This is a genomic window from Intrasporangium sp. Soil_C_50, from assembly GCF_057656595.1.
The window spans coordinates 88,675-112,565 of sequence record NZ_JBDGKB010000012.1 but is presented as its reverse complement, the minus strand read 5'-3'; the positions used below and the strand labels follow the sequence as shown (position 1 = coordinate 112,565).

Here is a 23,891-nt window from a genome sequence, read left to right as displayed (position 1 = left end):
CATGACCACGCCCACCGAGCGCCCCTGGCTCGACGCCGCGCTGCCCGTCGAGGAGCGCGTCGACCTGCTCATGGCGCAGATGACCCTCGCCGAGAAGGTCGCCCAGACCCACCAGGTCGCCAACATCCACCCCGACGACGACGCGGAGCAGATCCGCGCGGGCCGCATCAGCTCGAGCCTCTACGCGTCGGGAGCCACGGCCGGCAACGAGCGCGACGAGGGCGTCCTCGTCGGCAACATCGACGCGGCGCAGCGGCACGCCGTCGAGGGCAGCCGCCTCGGCATCCCGATCCTCTTCGGCCGCGACGTCATCCACGGCCACCGCACCGTGTTCCCGATCCCGCTCGGGCTCGCGGCCTCGTTCGACCCGGAGCTGCTCGAGGAGGCCGCGACGATCGCCGCCCGCGAGGCCGCGGTCGACGGTGTGGCGTGGACGTTCACGCCGATGGTCGACATCTCGGAGGAGCCGCGGTGGGGCCGGGTTGCCGAGTCGCTCGGTGAGACGCCGGTGCTGTCGGGCCGTCTGGCGGCCGCGCTCGTGCGCGGGTTCCAGGGCGAGCACCCGAGCGACCGCGACCGGCTCGCCTCGTGCGCCAAGCACTTCGTCGGCTACGGCCTCGCAGCCGGCGGGCGCGACTACGACACGGTGAGCGTCGGGGAGAACACCCTGCGCAACCTGCACCTGCGCCCGTTCAAGGACGCCGTGGACGCCGGCGTCACCACGGTCATGGCGGCGTTCAACGACGTCGACGGCACGCCGATGCACGCCCACGAGCGGCTGATCCGTGAGGTGCTCAAGGACGAGTGGGGCTTCGACGGCGTCGTCGTGGCCGACTGGAACGGCATCGGGCAGATCGTCTTCCAGGGCGTCGCGGCCGACCGGCGCGAGGCGGCCAAGCTGGCCATCCACGCCGGCGTCGACCTCGACATGGTCAGCGCCTCCTACCTCGACCACCTCGAGGAGCTCGTCGAGTCGGGCGAGGTCGACGTCGCGCTCGTCGACGACGCCGTGCGCCGCGTGCTGCGCCTCAAGTTCCGGCTCGGCCTGTTCGAGCAGCCGTACGCGACGCGGGAGGGCGCCTCGAACGCGCCCACGCCACAGACGCGCTCGGTTGCGCGACGTGCGGCCCACGCGGCGCACGTGCTCGTCAAGAACGACGGCGTGCTGCCGCTCGGCGAGGATGCCGGACGGGTCCTGCTGTCGGGGCCGTTCGTCGATGACGGCGACGCGCTGCTCGGCACGTGGGTGCTCGACGGCCGCGGCGAGGAGGTCGCCACCCCCGGCGACGCGCTGCGCGAGCGCCTCGGCGACCGGGTCACCGTCGCCGACGGACGCTTCCCCGACGTGACGCTCATGCAGGCGCGGGCCGCCGACACGTCGGTGCTGCTGCTCGGCGAGCACCGGTCCCGCTCGGGCGAGGCGCAGTCGGTCGTCGACATCGGCCTGCCGCCCGGGCAGCTCGAGCTGGTGCGGGCGGTGGCCGCGTACGGCAAGCCGCTCGTCGCCGTCGTGTACACCGGGCGTCCGCTCGACCTGTCGGAGGTGCTCGACCTCGCCGACGCCGTGCTGGTCGTCTGGCACCCGGGCACCGAAGCGGGGCCGGCCCTGGCCGACGTGCTCCTCGGTGACGTCGAGCCGCACGGCCGGCTGCCGATGACGTTCCCGCTCTCGACCGGGCACATCCCGACGAGCACCCACCAGCGCCCGACCGGCCGCCTCATCCGCGTCGACGTCGACCGGCAGGAGGGTCGGTACATCGACGCGCTCACCTACCCGCGCCTGCCGTTCGGCCGCGGACTCGCCTACACGACAGTCGAGTACGGCGAGCCGAAGCTGTCCGACGCGACCCTCACCGGTGACGCGTCGGTGACGCTGTCGGTGACGGTGACGAACACCGGCGACCGGCCGTGCCGCGAGGTCGTCCAGCTGTACTTCCGCGACCCGGTGGCGCAGGTGACGCGTCCGCTCGTCGAGCTGACCGACTGGGCCGTCGTCGACATCGAGCCGGGCGCGGCCCGCGAGGTGCTCTTCGACGTGCGGGCCGAGCAGTTCGCCTACTACGGGCGCGACCTCACTGCGCGCGTCGACGACGGTGCCATCGAGCTGCTCACCGGGCCCGACGCGGCGTCCCTGCACTCGGTGACCCTGACGATCCAGACCGCCTGAACCGCTGAATCCGCTTCACCTGCCTGATCTTTCGCTCTCCGCCTAGACCACCTGAGAAGGACCATGATCCAGACGAAGGACCGACAGCTGCTCATCGGCGGGGAGCCCCGCATCGTCATGGCGGGGGAGGTGCACTACTTCCGTGTGGCCCGCGAGGAGTGGGGTCAGCGGCTCGACCTGCTCGTCGAGGCCGGCTGCGACACCGTTGCGTCGTACATCCCGTGGATCGTCCACGAGCTGCCCGACGGGTCGATCGACGTCGAGGGTCGGACGCGTCCGGAACGTGACGTCGCCGCGTTCATCGACCTCGCGGCCGAGAAGGGGCTGCGGTTCCTCGCCCGGCCGGGGCCGTTCATCATGGCCGAGCTGAAGAACGAGGGCCTGCCCTACAGCGTGTACCGCGACCACCCGGAGGTCGTGCCGTCGGGCTGGGACGGCGTGCCGACGACGTCGCGCACCGTCGACTACCTCGCGCCGGCCTTCCTCAAGGAGACGGGCCGCTGGTACGACGCGATCATGCCGGTGCTCGCGCCGCGCCTCGAGCCGGCCGGCGGCAACGTCGTCGGCGTGCAGCTCGACAACGAGGTGGGGATGCTCGCCTGGGTGACGAACACACCCGACCTCACCGACGGGCTCGTCGAGGCCTTCGGCGCGTTCGTGCGCGACCGGCACGGGGACGCGTCGCCGTACTCGGCGTCGCCGGGGTCGGACGACTGGGCGTCGCTCGTGCGGTCGCCCTCAGAGGCGGACGCGGGGCCGCTGCGCCTCGACCTGGGGCTGTTCATGCGGCGTCGGTTCGGCGAGTACGTCGCGACGCTGCGCGCGATGTGCGAGGAGCGGGCCGTGCGCGACGTGCCGTTCCTCGTCAACATCCACGGCACCGAGGGCGGCAACGGGGCGCCCTTCCCCATCGGCATCAGCCAGCTCGTCGACACCTACTCGGGCATCCCGGGCATGGTCTCCGGATCGGACCACTACCTCGGCGAGGCAACGCTCAACACGATGACCGACCTCTACGTCATCAACGCGTACATGGCCGCGGTGCACGACGAGGACCAGCCGCTGACGTCGCTGGAGTTCGAGGCCGGGTCGGGCGACTACGGCGCGGGCGCCGAGATGCAGTACGACCCGTCGACGGCCGACCTCAAGACGCGCCTGTGCCTCGCCCAGGGCAACAAGCTCATCAACTACTACCTCTTCGCCGGCGGCATCAACCCGCCCATGGACGAGAAGCTGGGCGACGGCAACGAACGCGTCTCGTTCACCGGCGAGCGGCACGGCACGGCGGCGCCGGTCGGGCCGGAGGGGCAGAAGGGCTACGCGTACGCGGCGACGGCGGCCGGCATCCACGCGGTGAAGGCGAACGAGCCGTGGCTGGCGCGGATGACCGAGGACCACGACGACGTGTCGCTCGGGCTCGTGCTCGACTCGTACATGACCGAGTACCACCACCCCGGGTCCGCCCTCATGACCGACGTCGTCAACGACCTGACGTCGTTCCGCGGCGCGGGCGAGCGGAAGGCGCTGGCGCGGTCGCTGCTGCTGGCCGGGTTCCGGTTCGGCGCGACGTGGCTCGAGGCGTCGGAGCCGGCTGCGGGGTCGACGGTGGTCGTCGGCTCCGGTCGGTACCTGTCGGAGCGGGTGCAGTCGCGGCTCGTCGCGCACCTGTCGGGCGGCGGGAACGTCGTCCTGCTCGGACGCGTGCCGGAGCGTGACCTCGACGGCACCCCGTGCACGGTGCTCGCCGATGCGCTCGGGGTCTCGGGCGGCGTGGTGCGGCGCGACTTCGAGCACTACTACCCCTCGCTCGTCGCGCACGGGTGGGCGGCGCCGTGGCCGGAGATGCGCGCCGGGTGGGGGCAGCCGCTGGAGCACTCGCGCGGCGACGTCGTGCTGACGGACCTCGACGGTGGCGTGTGCGGTCTCGACATCCCCGTCGGCGACGGTCGGTGCGTCCTGCTGACGGCGCAGCTGCCGTCGGACCCCGCGTTCTTCGGTCGGGCGCTCTCGGCTCTGGGGGTTCGGCCGGGGCTGCGGTTGTCGACCGAGTGGCCGGGGGTGTTCGCGACGACGATGAGCGATTCTGACGGTCAGCGGACTCTGCACCTCATCAACACGTCCGGTACGCCAGCTCGCCTGACGGTCGGGCTCGACGGGACGGCGATCGCCGCCGGTGCCGAGCTCGTGCTTCCCGCGCGGAGCGGCCACATCCTGCCGCTGGGGCTGTCGGTCGGTGGGCGTCGCCTCGACTGGGCCTCGGCGGAGATCGCGTCGGTCGCCGGCGACGGCTCGGTCACCTTCCGACCCGGCGTCGACCCCGACGCGGGGACGACCGTCGTCATCCGCGGTGATCGCGTCCGGCTCGCGCCGGGGGAGCACGTGCTCACGTCGCGCTGAACGACTGGTCCACCGGGACGGCAGGGGTGCGACGTGTTCGCATCCCGGCCGTTGCGTCTGTCTGAGGTCGGAGCACCGGCCGGCACTTCCCGGCTCGGGAGCCCAGACATCGTGCGGTTGCGACGTCTAGCGTCGACGCGCCAATGGAGCCGGGTCAGGTCGGCGGCGGGCCGGCCCGTCCCGTTTCCCCGCCGCCGCGCGAGGTGACTCCCATGACCACGTCAACCCTCCTCCTGCCGTTCCAGCCGGCCAGCATGTCCGCGGCCCAGCTCGCCGCGGTGTCGTTCCTGGCCCGCTACTCCGGGCGCACGCACAGCCTCTATGAGTTCCAGCTGCGCGAGTGGTTCGCGTGGTGCGAGCGCAACGGACTCGACCCGCTGCGCGACATCCAGCGCGCCCACGTCGAGCTGTACATCCGTCAGCTGGGTGACCGTGGCCTGACGGACTCGACGGTCGTCACGATGATGCACGGCATCCGCGGCTACTTCAGGTTCGCCCACATCGACGGGCTCATCGCCGCCGACCCGGCCGTGTATGCGCGACTGCCGAGAGTGCACCGCGACGAATCGCGGACGCAGGGCCTGGACCGGCTCGAGCTGATCCGCTTCCTGCAGGTGGCCCAGACCATCACCGTGCACCACGGCGCCCTGGCCTTCCTGCTGGGCATCAACGCGCTGCGTGCATCCGAGGCCGCGGCCGTACGGATCGAGGACTACGCCGACACCCTGCGTGGCTACCGCGTCCTTCATCTGGTCGGCAAGGGGAACAAGCCGGCGACCATGCCGGTCACCGTGCCCGTGCTCCGTGCGCTCGAGGCGTGCCGTGGCACCCGGACGAGCGGACCGTTGGTGCTGCGACCCGTCTCCGGCAAACCGGTCGACCGACGCGACGTCTACCGGATGGTCGCCCGCATTGCGCAGGTCGCCGCGATCCCCCGACACATCAGCCCTCACTCGCTGCGGCACGCCGCGATCACCAACGCCCTCGACGCCGGCGTGCCGTTGCGGGACGCGCAGATCCTTGCGCGGCATGCCGACCCACGCACCACGGAGCACTACGACCGGGCCCGAGGAAACCTCGACCGTCACGCCGTCCACTTCCTCACCGCTTACGTCGCCGGCGTCTAGGAAGCGCACTCACCTGCCACACACCGCCCACTATGAGCGCGCCTCGGGGACTCGGTCACTCGTCGCACGCTGCGCGTCACAGCCTTGAATGTCCGTGAAAGAGGGGTGTTTCGTACAGGCAAGTATGATCTGACAGATGAACGAACTGCATTCTTGGGCGAACGGGCTTCGGTCCTTGCGAACTTCCGATTCCAATGCCGAAGCGGAGGCGGAGGCGGAGGCGCGATTCACCGTGCGCATGAATCGCATTTCCGTACCATCGCCTCTTGATTTTGACGCAAGTGTCGTCCGCTTTGTCTCGACCGGTGGCAGCATAGGCATATTTGGTCAGTATCCACAGTCGCAGTCGGTCCTACTGTGGCCCGATGCCCGGATAAACGGCGATATAGGCGACGCGCGCGCCGTGGCAACGCAGCTCGGCGCCGTCATCACCATGGCGTTGGACCGCAGATGCCAGGTCGGATCTAACGAAGTTCCGATCGCAATGGACGGGTCGGAGACGAGGAACTTCATTCCTGCACAAGTGAACGATCGCGAACTAGTGGGACCCGTACCCGCCGACTCACGAGTCTTATTCGAGCGGACCTTGGCTCTTGTCCTTGGGCTAGGGGACGAAGATCTGGCGACCCTTGGTGCAGCGATCGAACTCCATTACGCAGCCGTGATTCTCTATGACTCAGACCTGAACGCTGCATATGCTCTAGCCGTGGCTGGCCTTGAAACACTGTCTCGGCGGTACGGAAGCTATGTACCGTCATGGTCAGACTGGGATGAATCTGGGCCACTTGATGAGGTCTTTTCTGACATCGGCCTATCGGGCGGGGACGCCGATCTGATTCGTCAACAATTGATGGAGGGTCGCCATCTAAAGTTGCGACAAACGTTCGCGGGCTATATCGTAGACAATTTGCCGGATAGTTTCTGGGATGTTGAGCTTCAAGACTTCCTGCCCTCATATGACATGTCCCCTCAGGGCGAGGAGGTGTTCAAGGGCCTAGAGGCGTCCAGTCGGACACCCATCTCGTCATTTGTTCCACGCGACCCGTCGATTCTCCGTCGCAGAGTCCTGGCTTCGTACGATGCTCGATCCGTATTTGTTCATGCAGGCGCCCGTGAAGTAACTGAGCTGTCGGCCCTTTCTGCGATGGTGTCTGACGACGTACCCGCGAAACGTCCTCTGGAGTTCCTTGCTATTCGGCGAATTCTGCGTGCGCTGATCGAAGCCGAACTCGGCGCCCGATCTCAAGATGGCGAGCTGCCGCCAGTCAAGCTCTTTCACGACACAGAGAGAGCAGCGCGGGCGGCAATGTCGGAGCAATAGACAGTCCACGCATGCCGCAGCTACTTCCTTGAAGGGTATGCCGCACACCGCTTTTTCATGCGCGGAGGCTAGCCCACTTGAGGCTCCGCGCCGTTTCAAATCCGTGCACGGCGCCACCTGACGACCAGCCTCGTCGTGGTCCGGGATGCTGCGTCACTCCGCCGCCTATCGTGGCTTCGGTGTTGCCCGACCTGCCGCTGAAAGGTCTGGCTGCTCGGGTCCAAGGGAGAAGCTACGCCGATTAGCCGTACGCCGTCAGTGGTGTCGTTACGTCCAAATCCGAATCGCTGGCCCGTTCGGCAATGTGGCTGCAGCGAATATGGGGAGGGCGTGCCGGCCGCTCGGTGACGGACGGAGTCGCTGCCCTCCCTTAGTTAAGAGTACGAGGGGATGGCAAACCGCTTCAGGCCGCGACACCAGTCGGCGGAAGGCCGCATGTCACCGGCAAAGGGGGTCACCTAGTGACATTCCAGGCGCTCGGGCGCATGCAACAGCGGGTGCAGGTTACGAGAGCCGACTGCGACGACATGACGCTGTTCTTTGAACTCATGTATCTCGGTGAGCTCACGCTCAAACTCATGGTGGCCGGGATGGTCGCGGCGGTCGACGATGACAGGGATCGGCACCGCTATCGGCTAGAGCATGGCTTGGTCCGCGCGAACGGCGTTGGTGACTGGGCCAGCGCGCTCGACGATTTGCTGACCGGGCCGGCCGCGGTCACACTCGCACCTTCCGCACGGGTGCTCAGCGGGGCGCTAACCAAGAACTTCGATCTGACAGCGGATAACGTTTGGCAGGTCGAAGCGGTGGCTGGCGTTATCGATGCCTGCCGGGTACTCGACCCGCACTATGCCGCAGATGCTCGGAAGATTTCGGCGCGAGCGTGGGCGCGCCACTTCGCCTGGCTACGCAACAAGACTCGGGGACACGGCGCCACGACCTCGACGCACTGTGGCCGGATGGCCGTGCCCCTGGAACGATCCGTGTCAGCCGTCGTCAACGGCTTCGAGCTGTTTCAAGCTGACTGGGCCTATCTCCACAGGAACTTGTCGGGGAAGTATCGCGTCATCCCGATCACGGACTCTGCCGAGAGCCTCGAGCCGCTCAAGCGCTCTAACGATGCGTCGCTGTCCGACGGAATCCACGTCGTTTTTGACACGCCACGGCCGGTCCGGCTCGTGACCAGCGATGTGGAGCTGTCGGACTTCTTTGTCTGCAATGGGGGTTACAACGACACCACCTACGAGGTGCTGTCCTACGTCACGGACCAGCGGAAGCACTCCGACGCCGCGGACTTCAGGTTTCCGCCGACGCCCTTGCCAGAGAGCGAAACTGAAGGTCAGGGGACCTTGGAACCACAGGGCGGCCTGTTCGGCAACCTTCCACCGCGGCGTAACGACTACGTCGGGCGTCCACAGTTGGAGGCCGAGCTAACAAAGGTCCTGCTCAACGACCGTCACGCCGTCGTGACCCTCGTCGGCCGTGGTGGCATCGGAAAGACCTCGCTCGCCTTGGAGGTCCTCCACGAGCTCGCAAACGGCGCACTCGTCGAACGCTTCTTTGCTGTCTTGTGGTTCTCGGCCCGCGACGTCGATCTCACGGAGCTCGGTCCGAAGCTCGTCCGACCCCGAGTGGTCAGCATCCCCGATATCGCAGATCAGTTCGTCGACTTGCTCGGTCCCGCGGCCGCCAATGCAAAAGGCTTCCGCAAGGTTGACTTCCTCATGGAGCAACTCGGAGCCAAGCACGACACCCCGCTGTTGTTCGTGTTCGACAACTTCGAGACAGTGCTTGACCCGCAGCAGATGTACGAGTGGCTGGACACCTACGTCAGACCGCCTAACAAGATCCTCATCACAACTCGGCTCCGAGACTTCAAAGGTGACTATCCCGTCGAGGTCAGCGGCATGCGCCGAGCCGAGTTCGACGAGCTCGTCCAGCAGACAGCAACGCAGCTTGGTATCAGCCCCATGATGACGCCGGCTCTAGAGGGTGACCTGTTCGACCAGTCTGACGGGCATCCCTATGTCGCGAAGCTCCTCCTGGGCGACTTGGCCAACCTGGGGCAGCCGGCCAACTTCCGCCACCTCGTCGCCAACCGAGAGGACGTGCTTCAGGCACTGTTCGAGCGCACTTACAACCAGCTCACACCGCTCGGCCAACGTCTGTTCCTGACACTCTGCGGCTGGCGCTCCGCCGTGCCACGTCTCGCCATTGAGGCTGCCCTGCTCCGCGCCGCCGAAGAGCCTCTAGACACGGGGCGAGCCGTCGATCACCTAATCCGCAGCTCAATGGTCGAGGCCACGCGGACCCCAGATAACGACGAATTCCTAACGGTTCCTCTCGCCGCTGCCCTCTTCGGCCGCAAGAAGCTTCAGGTAAGCGCTCTTCGAAGCGCGATCGACGCTGACTTGGACTTCCTGCGCCTGTTTGGGGCTGCACGCGAAGCCGATGTACGACAGGGGTTGATGCCCCGGCTTAACCGCCTGGTGAAGGCGATCGCCGAGAAGGCTCAAAGCGACCCCGAGGTGTTGGACACGAACCGAGCAGTCCTGGAGCATATTGCTCGCCAGCACGCGCCGGCATGGCTGTTGCTTGCCGCGCTATATGAGGAGCAACAGGACGCCCGGTGGCTTGCCGAGGCCGCGGAAGCGGTCCGGCATTACCTGGAAGAACGACCGGCAGATATCTCCGCGTGGACTCGTCTGTCCTTGATGTGCCGGAGCCAGGGCGACTTCCACGCAGAGGCTCAGGCTCTGGTCAGCCGCAGCACTCAGCCCGGCGTCTCCTACGACCTCACGAGCGAAGCTGCGTACAGGTTGAACCACCTGTACGCCGACAACCATCTCCAGACGATGCAAGAGGACGATCGCGCCATCCTATGTGGCACCCTGCTTGACGTCCTCGACGCTGCGCCTAAGGGCGAGCTTACGGCGACGGACCTGTCCCGCATGGCTTGGCTCGCAATTCGGGTCAAGGACGAAACGCGGGCTAGGCGGTACATCAACGCCGGCATTGTTCGAGAGCCGGACAACATCCACATCAAGCGGCTGGCTGACCGCTTCACCACCCACTGAGTTCCCTACCTCCACGCGGGCCCCAGGTGCGCTCGTCCGACCACGGCCTCGAACAGCTCCATGAAGCGACAGTTCTGAGGCGCGTCCTTCCGCCGCTAGCTGGCGCAAGGCCCATGACCAGCCCCGAGCGAGGGTTGTGGACGTTTTCGGCGCGTTGGCCGCAGTCCCCGCTGGCCCTCCGGGGATGGGGCGGGATCGTCTGTCACGCAACCACGAGGTTCAGTCCCGACTGTTCCTGTCAAGCCCGCACTGGTTTACTGCGAGCATGTCTTCGGAGTCACGTGCGGCCTTGTGGTCGATCGTGGCGGCTCGTCAGGCACGGATGTTCACGCAAAGCCATCCCCTTTCGACGGATGGGTTCATCAAGGAGGCAGGCAAGCGGGGCGTGGAGCTCACCGCAGAGCTGCTCAAGGCCCTCTACCAGGCTCGGGCACTCGCCCCGATGTTCGCGGTGCATGACGAAGAGCTAGCGACGAAGCACTGGGTTGCCTCGACACCGCCAGTCACGTTCGGAACCTATGGACGCGAGTTTGCCGCAGCACTAGCTGAAGGACGGCTATCCGACCCGACGGTTACGCCGCTGCCCGTTGACTGGCGTTTTGATAGCCGCCGCCTTTCCGATCCAGATGGATGGTGGAACGGACTGCTCTACTCACAGCGCCAGATGGTGCAGCTGCCTGCGCTTAAGAAGCTGATATTGCTGATCCGAACGACAGATTCGGGTCCGCGTCCCGGGATTCTCGCGGCAGACGAGGACCTGCAGCAGACGGCCACCCGGAGTCGCGCGATCGCAGTTATCACGGCCGCTGTGGAAGCTCGATACTTGCCACAGCTACGTCCGCACGTTTTGAGCCTCGTGAACGTCTCAGAGGCTGAGTGGACCCAATTCAAGCGTGATTTCGATCCCCGGGCGGTGGCCCACGAGCTGAACGTCACAGCAGAAGAGCTTCGCAATGAGGCCGATCGGTTGCTCGCGACGGCACACACTCTGGACCCACTAGGCGACTGGTATCACGTCGTCAAGCATGCCGCACCCAAGCATTGGGAAAAACTGCGAGGCGACGCCCTCATGGCGATGGACCTGAGGATCAGCGCCGAGGTGCTCCTCTTGTTCGCTGAAGATGTCGAGGGCACCGGACGCACGGTAGACCCCAGCGGACACTGGTGGACGGTCCTGCATGACCGCCTCACCAGGAGAACCGAGCCGCTAGAGGTAGCGTTGGCGGAGCACGGCCTCGCTCCGGGCCCCAGAGTCGTGGTGGTACTCGAGGGACAATCAGAAATTGCCCTCGCACGACGTGTGTACGAGCACCTCGGCATCGACTCCGACGCCCTTGGAATCCGCATCATCTCCGCTCGAGGCACTGGCGGACTGGAGTCAGACCGGCGGGGTCTCAAGCCGGTAAGCAGACTCGCGGCACACGTTCTCACGCCAGTCATCTGGGAACGCCTTGGCGATTCCTATTCCACCCTTCAACCACTCTGCGCCGTAGTCGTTGCCGCGGACCCTGACGAGATCCGCGGAGGCGCAGAGCGACTTTCTGCGTCTCTCATCCGCGAAGTCATGGCAAATCTGGCGGACCAAGAGGTCGTCGATATCCAGCCTGCGACGTTTGAACACCTGCTAAGCGTTACGACCTGGCATGAGGAGTTCGAGTTCGCGCACTTCACGTCGGATCAAATCGCCGACGCCTTGCTAGAAATCCATCCCGACTGCGACGGCCTATCACACGACGAGATCCGAACGCGGCTCGATCAGTGCCGTCGCTCTAAGAACAACATCAAGACGCTTTGGAAGGGTTGGACACCAGAGCCCAGCAAAGTCGGCCTCGCGCACGCACTGTGGCCGTCATTGCGGGACGCGATTGACCGGAGTCAAGATGACGGCGGCGCTCCGCCCGCGCTAGTCGCGGTCCTATGGGGGGCGCGCAGTCGAGCGATAGGTCTGTCACTCGCGCGCTACGTAGTACCAGCGACACCGGCCGAACCAGGTTAGGCAACACTCATGACGAAGAGGCCACCGCGCAGGTTTGAATCCGGGGCACGCTTCGGCTCGTCCGGACCACCATCTCTGAGGGCGGCCAGGTCGTCCTTCCGAGTCGCGTGGAGGCGGCCCGTGGCAAGGTCCGAGGGTGCGTCGACAAGAATCTGGAGCGCCTCACAGTTCCGGGGGTCGCGCTCCGTCTTGGGCTAGGTTTGCTCCGTGGTCAAGCATGCGAGCCTCTACGAAGTGCCGAGTTCCGACGTCACATTCAAGGTAGTGCAACGCTTCGTCAGGGACGCCGAGGCAGCGGATCTCCTGGCCGAGTCGATGACCTTGGAGCTGAAGCGGGAACGGTCGGGGCGCAACGTAGCTGAGGCGGTGGCGGCTCTCGCGAACGCAGACGGCGGCCTCGTACTACTTGGGGTGGATGGGTCCGGACCCATTGGTGAGGACCGCTTATGTGGGGTCCCCCGCGGGGAAGTAGACGCTTTGGTGGATCACTTGCGAGGCCTTCTTGAGAGGCTGCCGGAAATAATTCCTGTGGCTATTCCAAACACTGACCGCCTGATAATTGTGCTGCGGGTGAATGCTGACGACTACCTACATCCAGTACTTATCGCTGGCCGTGTCGTGTTCCGAGTGCCCGGGGCCACCGTCCCAGCTGACCGCCAGAAGGTTCTCGATCTCGCTAATAGGGACCGGGTGGAAGGTCTATCCTCGCCCCTAGGTTGGCATTCCGCGATGGTAACGGATCCGTCTCGGTTCCCTCTTTGGGGTGACAGCGACGAGTCATGGGATGTCACGGTCAGGGTGATGGGCGGCGTCGCCCTGCCCGGCCGCGTTGCTGAGCGGCCTTGGCTGACCACCGCCGCTCGTGACTCGTTGCTGAGCGCGCTGGATTCCTCCGCATTGCCAAGTCAGCTGTGGCCGACGATGCAAACCGAAGGAAATGCCGCTCAGTGGCGGATTCGAGATCGTCGGTCGAACTGGATGACGCTATGGGCGCCCGGTCCCGGTCACCGGCTCGCCACGGATACCGGAGTCCTGGTTGAGGTTGGCGGGTACGTGGGTCTGCAGCAGCGCATGCTCTCGTGTTTGCTGGGCTTACGGCTCCGTGGCACCGAGGGGCGCTTGGTTCCCCTTGGCCTTGAGGACCTGTATGCCGCTCTCCTGGGTCAAGTAGCCGCGATACGCGAAACCTGGCTTGGCGTCGCATCGGCCCTAGATGCCTCCGAGCCCGTTGTCGCGACACCCTGGCAGGCGTGGCTGCAAGGCGGATCGGGCCTGACGGTGCCGCAGATTGTCGGCCTCGAGTCATTTCAGAGAGATAGTGACTCCTTCCCGGTCGAAGTGCCTTTTCCCACGATGCTGGCCAGGACGACTGAAGATGATGGCCTCGATGGGATGGTTCGCGATTGGATCACGGTGATGATGCTGGACCTGGGAGTTCGAGACTTCGAAGAGACACTCGCGACTCTTCCGCGTCCTGCCTGGCTGTGAGGGCTTCTTCCACGACAGCGGCATGGTCGGCTTCGACCCGTAGAGGCGAGGGCTTTTTCGAGCGCGCAAGTCGCGTCGAGGACGACTACAGTCGCAGTCTTCCAGGAGTGTCGAGCCAGAGTGCGGCTCCAGACGAAAGCAGCTGGATTCGTAGCATTCTTCGCCGACTGGCATGCGCGACCTTCCGACTACCGTCGTTCGATCGTCGCCCGGGACGAAAGGCCACGCGTCACTCCGGCTTCGAGGGCTGAGCGCGTGGATCGCCGCGCAGCCAACGACTGGAGAAGTTCGGCGACCGTCCCTGGATACGGCTCCCCTCGCCACACCGCTCTAGGAGAAGCTGTAGACCGTGGAACGGATGCGAAACCCCGAGCCGCTTGGCGTGGTTAACGAAGTTGTTGTCCAGCACCATCAGGCTGCGAAGGGAATCTTCACAGTCAGTCGATGTCGAACTGCCGGCTGTGCTCCGTTCCCGACTCCGTCCAACTCACGACGATTGCGGCCCTGGACGTGGCCATGCTGTACGTGACGGGCACCTTGCGCGTCTGACCGTGCTGGATGGTCGTAGGGCCGGCCCAATGAAGCCAGAAGTTCGTGTCCGGGGCTGCTTCCAAAACCACGTTCTCCGCGTCGACGTCGCCCCGATTAGTCAACTCAATCCAGCGTTTCGTCTCGTGCGTCAGACGACCGCGACTGTCAGTCTTCGGCAGACGCTCACTCGCGGGCTGAACTAGGAAGTCCACGCCGCCCTTCGTCTCTACCGGTTGATCGATGTCTGGCTGCAGCTGGGCGATATCGTGCTCGATTGCCTGCCAGACCCTGTTACGCAGTTCGCCTGGATTGGCGAACGTGCTGTACAGGCCCCCAAGTTCTTTCTGGAAGTCGCGCAGTCGGTTGAGCTCGTCGGTGTCTACGTCACGCGGCAACGGCCCGTCCGAGAAAAAAGTGTGAACGGGCTTTCCTGCGCCGTGGGCTCGGTTCATCTCCTCCGCCGTGCCGGAGAGGTCGCGCGCGGTCTTCTGGCCGAGCCGACTTCCGAATAGAGCAATCACTATGTCGGCATCGTCGACGAGCTGGTGATTAATGATGTCTTGCCCATCGCTGCCCAATTGCGGAACGGCGCTGGTCTCCCACTTCAGGGGCAGGAGAATCACGTTCCGGTGCCTCGTGTTGGCGCCGTTCCACTCGGTAAGCGAGTCGTAAACGGCTTGGCGAGCGTCAGGCACGTCTGAGGGCGAGGCGATCATGACGGTGAAGACTTGAGCGAGTTGCATGGCGCCAAAGTATCGGTGGGCACCGACTCAGCCTCGCTGGTCCCTCCGGCGTAGGCGGGTGAACTCGCTCATTTGCTGCCGGTGGTGCGTCACACCGCCGCGTGTCAGCGCTCGGCTACCGCATGCCGAACGTGGCCGCTGCCTCACAGCACGATGAACGACGAGCCAGCTGAGCCACTGACGGGCTCCAGAAGGCGGCTTCGACACAGGGTTCTAGCGCGACGAGCCCTCGGCTCCAGGATCCTTCGAGATCCAATTCAGCCCACAACGTTCACATTCGCGGTCATATCCCGGGTGCACGCAGCCGACCCACTCGACCCAAGCTGGCGAACTAGTCACAGCATCCAGGACGCCTGGAAGCCCGATCACGAGGTGCCGAACCTCATTCCCGCCGCAGGCCGGGCACTTGCCGCGCGGAACGTCGTAGGGCACAGCCTCGTAAGCGTCGATCCCACCCGGGGGAAACATCATGCTTGGATGCTCTCATCACGGTCCCACCGTTGGCACGGCATTACGGGCGTAGTCACCGAACCGCGCACGAGACCTCGGCATGCAGGATCCGGATGCGACCTCACGACGTCGGCGATGCTGCGAACTGTCCCTACTTCGGCGACATCAGACGTCGGAACTCCGCTGCGCAGTCCACGCAACTCGAAGATGCGCTCGGATAACTCACTATCAGGAGCATCTTGTCGCACCCGGGACAACGTACATCGAACAGCGCCTCAAACGGGCTCCATGTCTGCTTCCTTCGCCAGTCCGCTCCAAGCGCAGACCGGGCACACGAGCCTCTCTGTCGGCTGGTACTCGTGATGGTGCAGGATCTTGGCCGAGGGGGTGTCTGAGTGCAGAGCAGTCGTCGACTGCATGGTGCGCTCGTCAATCCTCCTTTGCGAGTCGGCATCGCGAATGAATTCGTCGGTCAAGGCCATCTCTCCTTGGTTCCTTCGATCGCTTGGAAGGGTGCGCCTAGTAAAGAGGCCCGAGTGCCACCTGGGGGCCCACTCGGATTTTAGGGCGCGGAACAACTTATGAACCCTGCTTCTCGCCGATTCCAGCGTCATCTCGGGAGCCGTCCTGTCCAAGGCGGGCAACGTGCTTCTGTGCGCCTCTTTCCGCCGCATGACGACGCGGGCAGTCCTGACCGGGCCGGTCGTACCCTGAGACGCCGCAACCGCGCCGGCGGGCTACACGTGAGCCCCCGCCTTCCGTTCGATGCCCACCCACTGCTTTCGCCCGGGTGTGCCTGCTGACGACAAGCCCAGTGTGAGGTAGAAACTCGAAGCATGCGATACGTGCTTCTGACGTGGAACCCTGGTCCGGATAACGATGACCAGTACACCCCTGCTGAGTGGCTCGAAGCGATGGTGCTCCCACTTCAAGCCGGGGAACCCCCGGCGGGCAACCGCTGGAGCATCGGGACGAACTGGAAGAAGATCCATGTTGGCGACCTCGTTTGCCTGCTGCGGCAGGGCATCCATGGTCGCGGGATCGTCGCAACTGGGGTGGTCACCCGCTCGCCCTTTACGGCGCCTCATTGGAATGAGGCGAAGTCGGGGGACGCGCACTATGTCAACGTCTCATGGGGTCGGGCGATGGATCTCAACCACATGATCACACTCGGCGAACTGGAGAGACAGGTTCCCAGGTTCCCCTGGAATCAGGTTTACGGCTCTGGGCGAATCATCGACGGTGAACTGGGAGACGACCTAGCCGTTCTGTTGGGTCAGGGGCCACCAAAGAGCAAAGGCCACGAAGAAGGGCAACAGTACGGGAACGCGGAGCACAATCGTCTCGTCGAACTGGAGGCGATGTCGATAGTCAGCGCCGGCTACCGGCATGAGAGCTGGATTGTCAGCGACGTCTCGATGGACAACAGGGGCTGGGACCTGGAAGCACGGCGCGGCAAGTTGGTCAAATACATTGAAGTGAAGGGCGCGACGGGTGCTAGTCCCGAGTTCTTCCTCACGCCGAACGAGCATCTAGCCGCCGAACGGGAGGAGAACTGGATCGCCGTCGTCATCACGAACATCTTCGGCGATGAGTCGTCCTGGTTCGAGTTGGAGCGGGGTGAGGTGCTGGCGGCTGCAGTCCCGACCCAGTACCGAGTTGCATTGGACACATGACTCCGCCTTCGCGCCGCGCGTCATACCGCCGCCATGTCGCGGCAGGTCTGGGCCGAACGGGTGCAGGCTCCCTACTTGCAGGTGTTCCGTGTGCGGTACCGGCTTCGCGTGGGCCCCACTCACTGGCTCGTCGATTGACATTCCGTAGCACCATGCGTTACCCACCGATGCCGTCGAGATTCGAACGCCCCTCGGGATCCTGTGGGAATCCTCCGCACGTTATGGGCGTATCACGCAATCACCGTGCAGCAGGGTCAAGACGTCTCGGCCTGTGGAGAGTTCTCGGCGCCGGATGACAGAAGCGATTCGCCCCGCTGGACCAGCTCGGCGGCAATGGTGCGGGCCTTCTCCAAGTCGTCCACGGCCTGGTGGTCGATGCTCTGCCCAGTGATCTCGTCGCGAAGCGTCTCCACGTCAGGTTTCAGGTTCGTCAGGGCCTGGTTCGCCGCATCTGTGACGATGCGGGTCACCTCCGCTTCGATCTGCTGACGTCGCTCTCGCTCTCGTGCCTTCTGGACCTCGGATTGCAGCTTGCCTTGGATGAGCGCGGCGAGCTCTGTTAGCAGGGGCAATGCCGCGTTCACGAGATCCGCAGCTTGGCCGAATGTGAGAGCTGATTCGATGATTTCGGCTGCCTCGGACGGGCGCTTAGTCGCCTCGTGGGCGCGGCGGATTTTGTCGATGGCCCGGAGCGCCTCGGCGGCCTTCTTGCCAAGTGACTCAAAGTCAGGGGTGAACTCGAAGTCTCCCTGCGGAGCGTCCTCCTCATCTGGTTGGTTGAATGTCGAGTAGAGACTCTCGAACGTGGCCCACCCTCTGCCAGTGCGCTCTCTCCCGAACGCCTGAATAGCGTCCTGTCGGATCCGCGCCAGTTGCGCCTGCTGAGCCTGCCACCACTCGTCCAGGACTGGGTCGACCGCCTCCCTAATCGACGTAGCATCGATCAGGGGGCTGTTCATTGCGCGACGTATGGCTGAGTCGATGGCACCTTCCAACGAGACCTTGGCCGCGTCTAGGAGCGCGTCAAGGCTCTTCAGGAAGACGGCCGACCTTCGTAGCGAGGCGGCCGCCACGTCGTGGGAGGTTGTCAAGTCCGCCAGTTCGGCGCGCAGTTCTGCCAATCGAACTGTGAGCGTAGCCCGCCAGAAACGAAACTCGGCCAGCGACCGCGACTCGGCGAGATCGATTGCCGGAAGGTCGGCCAGCGCTGCGCGCAGGTCATCCATTCCGTCCCACTCCCGGGAACCAGCCCACGTATCGGCGCTTGGCTGAGGCTCGAATGAGCCGAGTTGGCCGTAATCCGGAACAACGACTCGAATCGGGTAGGAGTCGTCCAAGGACAATGATGCGCGCAACTCGTCCCGCTTGTTCTTCCCCCACTCCTTGAATCCTTCCGGGTCAATCGCCGGATCAACCGTTCCTTCGTCGGCGCGAGAGATAAGAAACCACACCGACGATGCTGGCCAGCCTTCTGACAAAATGGACAAGAGTTCGGGACGCTCCCCTGTTGGGAGTTGCGGATTGGTGGTAACCACCAGTACGTCAGTCAAACCAAGGCTCGCTCTTGCTGCATTGGAGTTTTTGACGGACCGAGCGTCCTCCCCATCCGGCGACAGGCCGGGAGTATCACGGACGAGGCAGCCAACGACTTCGATGAGGCTGGAAACTGCGGTCTCGTGCCTTGCGCTCACAGTGAGCCATTCGGGGATCGCCCGGCTCGAGTCAACCAGGAGGCGACGGAGGATCGAGCTTTTGCCAGTGTCGTACGCACCGAAAAGGGTCACGACTGGCTGGGTGTTGGAAGCGAAGTCGGCCCATTGGGAGTCGAACCTTTCCAACGCATCGGCGCCGGACGTCTCGTTCAGCCAAGATCGAATCGCTGCTGTTGGTGTATCGCCCATGTCGTTACCTTATTGCTCCATTGTTGCGGTCAGGTCTTCGCCACCATGAAGGAGGGCGGTCAGCGTATCGAATCGCTGTGTTGCATCATGTGCTGAATTCCCTCGTTCCTCGGCAGCACATCTGAGACTTTCCATGCTTTCGGTGATGTCGACCTCGAACGCTTGTAGCGCCTTCATAGGGCCCTCGGGCTGTTCCAGAAGATCCTTGACGACGATCTCTTTGGTCTCCCGTACGTGTGCGACTGCCTTCTGTCTGGCAGACTCGCGGTCGCCTTCTTTCTTTGCGGCCAGCGCCCAGTCGAGAACGTCGAAACCGAGGGCTACCACGCCAAGGACGGCTCCGGCCTTGGCAACCTTCGCACCCAACTTCACCGCGCCCCACGGCCTGAACTTGCCGTTGGCTGCCTTGACGATGGAGTAGACGGCGTCGCGTGTTCCGGCCGCCTTGACCATGTTCGCGGTGTGTTTGGCGACCTTCCCGGCGACGCGGACACCGTCCTTGATTGCCGTGTTGTCTTCGTTGCCGAGGCCGTCGTAGTCATCCGATCTGACGGAGAACGTCATTTGTCGCACCGCTCGCTCGAACTCAGACGCGTGGCGTCGTGACCAGTCGGTGAGGTCGCGCTTTATTCCGGGTTCGAGGGAAGCCATGGCACTGGACAAGCGGGGATCCTGCCACCAGAACTGCAGGCGCTTTGACATTGCTTCGACCTGGTCTGGGGCCGCGCCGAGCGCCTCCGCGAAGACCTCGCTCGCATGGTCATCGACGACCCGACGCACACGCCGTTCTACGGACTGCTGCAACAGCCTGAGTTCTGCGACGGAGGTCTCGATGAGTTGTTCGAATCGCTCTCCCGCTGCACGCGCTTCTTCCAGATCATCGATCTCGACCTGCGCTCGCTGGCGCGCGTTCAAAAGTGCGGAGCGACCGAAGTCTAGGCCGGCCGAGGCAGACATCCCGGTGCGGCTCGCCTCGGATAGTTGCAGAAGTGGTGTGCAGAGAGAACTCACCCCATCCCAGATTCGATTGCCGGCGGAGTAGTCCGATGCTGTGACTGACGCCCTGTTTCCCACCAATCCGTATGGATCGGCGGCAAGAGCGAGCACATGGCTTCGTTCGACATGCAGGTTGCGTGACTCGAGGATGCCAAGGAGCTCGTCGACCTTGCGACGGCACCTCACGACAAACTCGCTGGGGGAGACAATCGGATCCACGCCGACTTCGTCCGTGCGACCGATGACGAAGATGGTTCGTGCTGCCTTGCCGACGACGGTCGGGCCGCCCATGAGTAGGCGTTCCAGCCGGGAGGTGTCGCCGATGAGCAGGTTGACGTGCAGAACTACGACCGCGAGGGCCGCCTCCTGGGACGCGTCTAACGCCAAAGTGTCGTGCTCGTCGTTCCCGCTTTGGAAGCCCGGTGCATCTACAAGGTTCAACCGTCCGAAGCGATAGTGGCTTGGTTCGCTCGTCGCGCTCCGAGCATCGACCTGCAGACCGGGCGGAGTCTCTTCTCCGGCCTCTGCAAGAAGTCGTTTGATGAGGCTTGTCTTGCCGGAGCTGTAGTCGCCGAGCACGATGATCTCAGGCGTTGCGTTAAGCAGTTGTGCGGCGCGTCGTAGTTCTTCCTGGGCGGTTTCGTCCAAGGCTGCGGATGTGGCGGCGCTTCTAATCCAGCTCCTCACCGAATTGACTTGGCTGTGGTCGAATGCATCTTCGAGAAGAGATGCGAACGCTGCGCGGTCGGACTCCCCGGCCCGCGCAAGCACCTCGCGATCTGCGTCGGATAGGCGCTCTGACGCGTCGACCTGAGCTCTGTCGTGCACCCAGTCCTCTCCTAGGAGCAGTGCTCGTAGGCTCGGCGGGTCCCAGGGTGCCGCAGCGAGGAGTCGTTCCGAGGCATCACGGATGACCTGAGCCGGAGATGCAACCGATGGTTGGGAGGCAGCTTGCTGCCGCAGCCAATCCGCCTCTGACAGGAGCCGGCCGCAGCCGGTGCGGATGTGGAGCGCCTCTAGGAGAATGCGCGCTCCTGGTTCTGAAGCGTTGGACCACGCTTCGTCCATGATCTTGGCAAGTTGCTGGGCCTCGCACTCGTCGAAGTAGGTATTGACGCTCGATCGGGCATCCGCCACGGCCCGAGCCCGCGACTCCGCACGGCCTTCTTCTGCGCGGTTCCGTGTGCGTTTCCCAAAGAATCCGAGCACGGCGCTCGCGATGCCGAGCCCGCCCAGGATTGCGGCTGCGGTCCAGCCGGCTGGGTTCCAGAGGTTCGTCAATGCGACGACTCCAAGGACCGCTCCCGTTCCGCTGCTGAGCAACCCACCGGCCTTGAGTGCGTTGGCCGCTCGGCGACGTCCGATGCCGGCTTTCCCTCGAATAGTGGTGGCGGAGCGGTCAATGAGTCCGAGATCGATCGTCGTATCAATCCTCGCCAGGTCTAGGTTCTCGACGAGGAAGTCTGCCGCGAGGTCACCGACGGTCTCGATGGCGTGGGCGATCTTGTCCGCGTCGAAGACGGCCGACTCGAACTCGTGCTCGTGTACCTGACGATGGTTGTCGAAGGCTTCGAGGATCAACTGCTCGGCAGCCCCCAGCGACCGACTGCGCAGTGGGTAGAGGTGTGACCTGAGGAGGTGCCTGACGTGGCCTTCTAGTCGGCCCGAGGCGGGTGCGGCAAAGGGCTCACCCCGTACCGCCTCCAAGTCTTCCAGGTAGTCGCGACTGTATGCGTCCGGGAGGAGGGAGCGGCGGCGCTCTGGATCGGGATAGCCGAGGACGTTCAGCCCCTCTGCGACGAGTCCTTCGATGGTCTTGCCGCGATTCAGGTGGTGGTCGGCAAGGCTGTCAATCTCATCCGCCCAGTCCCGCAAACCCGCTTGGAGCCCCTCTCGCAATGCAGCGAGTCTGAGTTTGGCGGCTCCTTCGAGGATGCAGGCGGAAATGAGACCCTCGAGGACAGGCAGATTCGACATTCGGTCGAGGTAGTCGAGACCGTATGTTGACCGCTCAGCCTCAAGCTCCTTTGCAGCAGGGCCGGAGAACGGCGTCGAGGCTCGGGCAAACAGGCTGCGCTTGGAGTGGATGGCCACCACCGGCACGTCGTGGAGTCCCATCGCTTCGAGTTCGCTCGTGATGTTGTCCGCATGTTGTTGAGCGGTGCGGGCCAATCCGTGGCGTTGCGCGACTGCGGCAACGCGGGCGGGATGCCGCCACATGGCGTTGCGGACATTGAGAACAGCAACGACTGGCTTCCGATAGTCGCGGACCCATGCGGCAACCTTGACGAACTCCGACGCCTGCTGACTCTGGCTGTCGAAGCACAACAGGACGACGTCAGCGACTTCGACTGCCTCGCGTGCCTTTTCTTCAAGATCAGGCCGTGGTCGGGTGCGGCCCCAGCCGTTGATCCCCGGGGTGTCATACAAGCGGCAACCCTGCCAGTCGAGTGGCTGGACATCAACAGTGAAGTCGCTCTGGCCATCCGAGACCAGTTGGCCATTGAGGCCACCCAGCGCAGACAGCAACGTGCTCTTGCCTGCCCCAGTTCGCCCGAAGAAGGCAACGTTGAAGGTTGACGCGAACCGCCGGCTCTCTCCGAGTCGGTCCCGCAAGTCGCCGACAACCGTGTCGAGAAGGACGGCGAAACCGTCCTCAGCGTCGGCAGGTCGGAAGGCAGAAAGGACCTCTCGTGCCTGCTGTAGACGCGACTCGGCTTCGGTGACGATTGCGTCCAATCGTGTCAACTCATCGAGTCCCGTCGCAACTGCATCGGCGACCGCGGCAGTGAGACTTGGCTGGTCCTGCGTGGGCGGCCGCAAGTCGACAACCACCTCGACCGGGCTGGCCGTTTCGGGAGCACCTCCGGCGTCCTGCCGGGCCGCATGGTCGATTGCTTCAGTGTTCACCCTGCAACATCCTTTCGATGCCCCCATCGAGGAACGCATGGCAAAGGCGACCACAGCGTCCGGCGCGACCCCATGGCTGCACCAGAGAGTGTCGCCAGAACCATCGAGGGCAAGGCTAGTGAGTTGGCCCGACAGATTGGGGCGGTTGGTCCGATTTAGAGGGTCCTTCCCACGCCGCGCAGCCGAATGGTCAGTTCGAGCGTTCCCCGCACTGCTCGTCCGTCAGACCGCGCAGTTGCTACGCATTTCTCGTTGATCCTCACGTGGCACAGGGCAGCGAGGCCCGCGACGTAACCGTCCTCGCGCCCGCGCTCGGGTCGCGGCTCTTGACCCGTGAACTGCTCTATACGGCGACCGCCCGCGCTCGCAACGACTCACGGTCGTTGGGAGCAGGGACGCGATCCGGAATGCCATCACTGCGCCTATCGAACGTTCATCGGCATTGACTGTGCCGATCCTGGAGATGCCCGTCACGTGATTCTCCTAAGCGCCAATGAACCGTTCTAGTAGTGCGCTCCCCAATGCATGACGACGCTCAAGCGCCGATCGACACCTGCGTCAAGCGGCAGGCGCGCCCCTGCCAAAGCGTTTTTTCCGCCGGAGCCAACCGGCCACGTTGCGACACACGCGGGTTCCGAAAACCGCTTGCCTGTCGCTGCGACGGGCGGTGCTGACCGACAGGGCGCGATCTTCGACAGCACCCTGATTCTTCCCCTCACCACTGCCATGGACCGTCACGCCTTGGTCGGCAGCATGCGCGTGAGCGGTAGGCGGCTTTTCGAGGCGGCCTTGGCGGCGAGGAGTTCTGTGCGGGTCCGCCAATTTATGGCGGTCAGGGCGCGCTGCACTTTGCGCCTCAGAGCGGGCTCCTAAGTCTCCGCGGTCCGCGGCACTACGCCACTCCACAGCACAGTTATTGCTTTCCCAGCGCACTCCTTCCACTTTCACCTGACGTATCACATCGGTACCTGATACGTTGACAACGTTAGGTTCCTTACCGCTGACATTCCGGCCAAGAAACGTTGCGAACTGCGTCATCACGGAATCTGGGCCGCACAAGTACATGCACGGACCCTGCTTTCCTTTTGGCCATGTGATACCTCCATCGCCA

The 23,891-nt window shown here is 64.4% G+C and carries 12 protein-coding genes and 1 pseudogene; 9 read left to right on the top strand and 4 right to left on the bottom strand.

The features are described 5' to 3' along the window. Window position 1: 1 nt before the first annotated feature. The 7 genes from AC3A5R_RS18940 to AC3A5R_RS18910 all read left to right on the top strand — a co-directional run bounded on the left by AC3A5R_RS18940 (window position 2) and on the right by AC3A5R_RS18910 (window position 13,573). Entirely contained in the window at window positions 2–2,167 is a 2,166-nt protein-coding gene (locus AC3A5R_RS18940; RefSeq protein WP_487622319.1) for a glycoside hydrolase family 3 N-terminal domain-containing protein, read from the top strand. 63 nt (window positions 2,168–2,230) lie between these two features. Next, the gene (locus AC3A5R_RS18935; RefSeq protein ID WP_487622318.1) at window positions 2,231–4,564 is read left to right on the top strand and encodes a beta-galactosidase; all 2,334 of its coding nucleotides are present in this window, start codon (window positions 2,231–2,233) and stop codon (window positions 4,562–4,564) included. Window positions 4,565–4,776: 212 nt separating this feature from the next. Then, on the top strand, window positions 4,777–5,691 hold the full coding sequence (locus AC3A5R_RS18930) for a tyrosine-type recombinase/integrase (protein ID WP_487622317.1): 915 nt from the start codon (window positions 4,777–4,779) through the stop codon (window positions 5,689–5,691). Between the two features lie 136 nt (window positions 5,692–5,827). Then, on the top strand, window positions 5,828–7,012 hold the full coding sequence (locus AC3A5R_RS18925) for a hypothetical protein (RefSeq protein WP_487622316.1): 1,185 nt from the start codon (window positions 5,828–5,830) through the stop codon (window positions 7,010–7,012). A gap of 527 nt (window positions 7,013–7,539) precedes the next feature. Next, the gene (locus AC3A5R_RS18920) at window positions 7,540–10,089 is read left to right on the top strand and encodes an NACHT domain-containing protein (RefSeq protein ID WP_487622315.1); all 2,550 of its coding nucleotides are present in this window, start codon (window positions 7,540–7,542) and stop codon (window positions 10,087–10,089) included. A gap of 265 nt (window positions 10,090–10,354) precedes the next feature. Next, window positions 10,355–12,085 (top strand): toprim domain-containing protein, encoded by a 1,731-nt coding sequence (locus AC3A5R_RS18915; RefSeq protein ID WP_487622314.1) that lies wholly within the window; start codon window positions 10,355–10,357, stop codon window positions 12,083–12,085. 801 nt (window positions 12,086–12,886) lie between these two features. Then, window positions 12,887–13,573 (top strand): hypothetical protein, encoded by a 687-nt coding sequence (locus AC3A5R_RS18910; protein ID WP_487622313.1) that lies wholly within the window; start codon window positions 12,887–12,889, stop codon window positions 13,571–13,573. A 437-nt stretch (window positions 13,574–14,010) separates the two neighbouring features. Here AC3A5R_RS18910 and AC3A5R_RS18905 read toward each other — a convergent pair whose 3' ends face one another. Continuing rightward, window positions 14,011–14,847 (bottom strand): DUF4062 domain-containing protein, encoded by an 837-nt coding sequence (locus AC3A5R_RS18905; protein ID WP_487622312.1) that lies wholly within the window; start codon window positions 14,845–14,847, stop codon window positions 14,011–14,013. A gap of 725 nt (window positions 14,848–15,572) precedes the next feature. Continuing rightward, entirely contained in the window at window positions 15,573–15,773 is a 201-nt protein-coding gene (locus tag AC3A5R_RS18900) for a hypothetical protein (RefSeq protein ID WP_487622311.1), read from the bottom strand. Between the two features lie 360 nt (window positions 15,774–16,133). Here AC3A5R_RS18900 and AC3A5R_RS18895 point away from each other — a divergent pair, with 360 nt between their 5' ends. After that, on the top strand, window positions 16,134–16,973 hold the full coding sequence (locus AC3A5R_RS18895) for a protein NO VEIN domain-containing protein (protein WP_487622310.1): 840 nt from the start codon (window positions 16,134–16,136) through the stop codon (window positions 16,971–16,973). Window positions 16,974–17,227: 254 nt separating this feature from the next. On the opposite strand, the gene AC3A5R_RS18890 is transcribed toward AC3A5R_RS18895, so the two are convergent. Together AC3A5R_RS18890 and AC3A5R_RS18885 are read right to left on the bottom strand one after the other, a co-directional pair. Continuing rightward, complete coding sequence (locus AC3A5R_RS18890) at window positions 17,228–18,874, bottom strand: GTPase domain-containing protein (RefSeq protein WP_487622309.1); 1,647 nt, start codon at window positions 18,872–18,874, stop codon at window positions 17,228–17,230. Window positions 18,875–18,883: 9 nt separating this feature from the next. Then, entirely contained in the window at window positions 18,884–22,780 is a 3,897-nt protein-coding gene (locus AC3A5R_RS18885) for a GTPase (RefSeq protein WP_487622308.1), read from the bottom strand. A 254-nt stretch (window positions 22,781–23,034) separates the two neighbouring features. Between AC3A5R_RS18885 and AC3A5R_RS18880 the strand changes: the two are divergent. Beyond that, window positions 23,035–23,226 (top strand): annotated as a pseudogene (locus AC3A5R_RS18880) (ATP-binding domain-containing protein); the annotation flags it as partial. Between the last annotated feature and the right edge of the window lie 665 nt (window positions 23,227–23,891).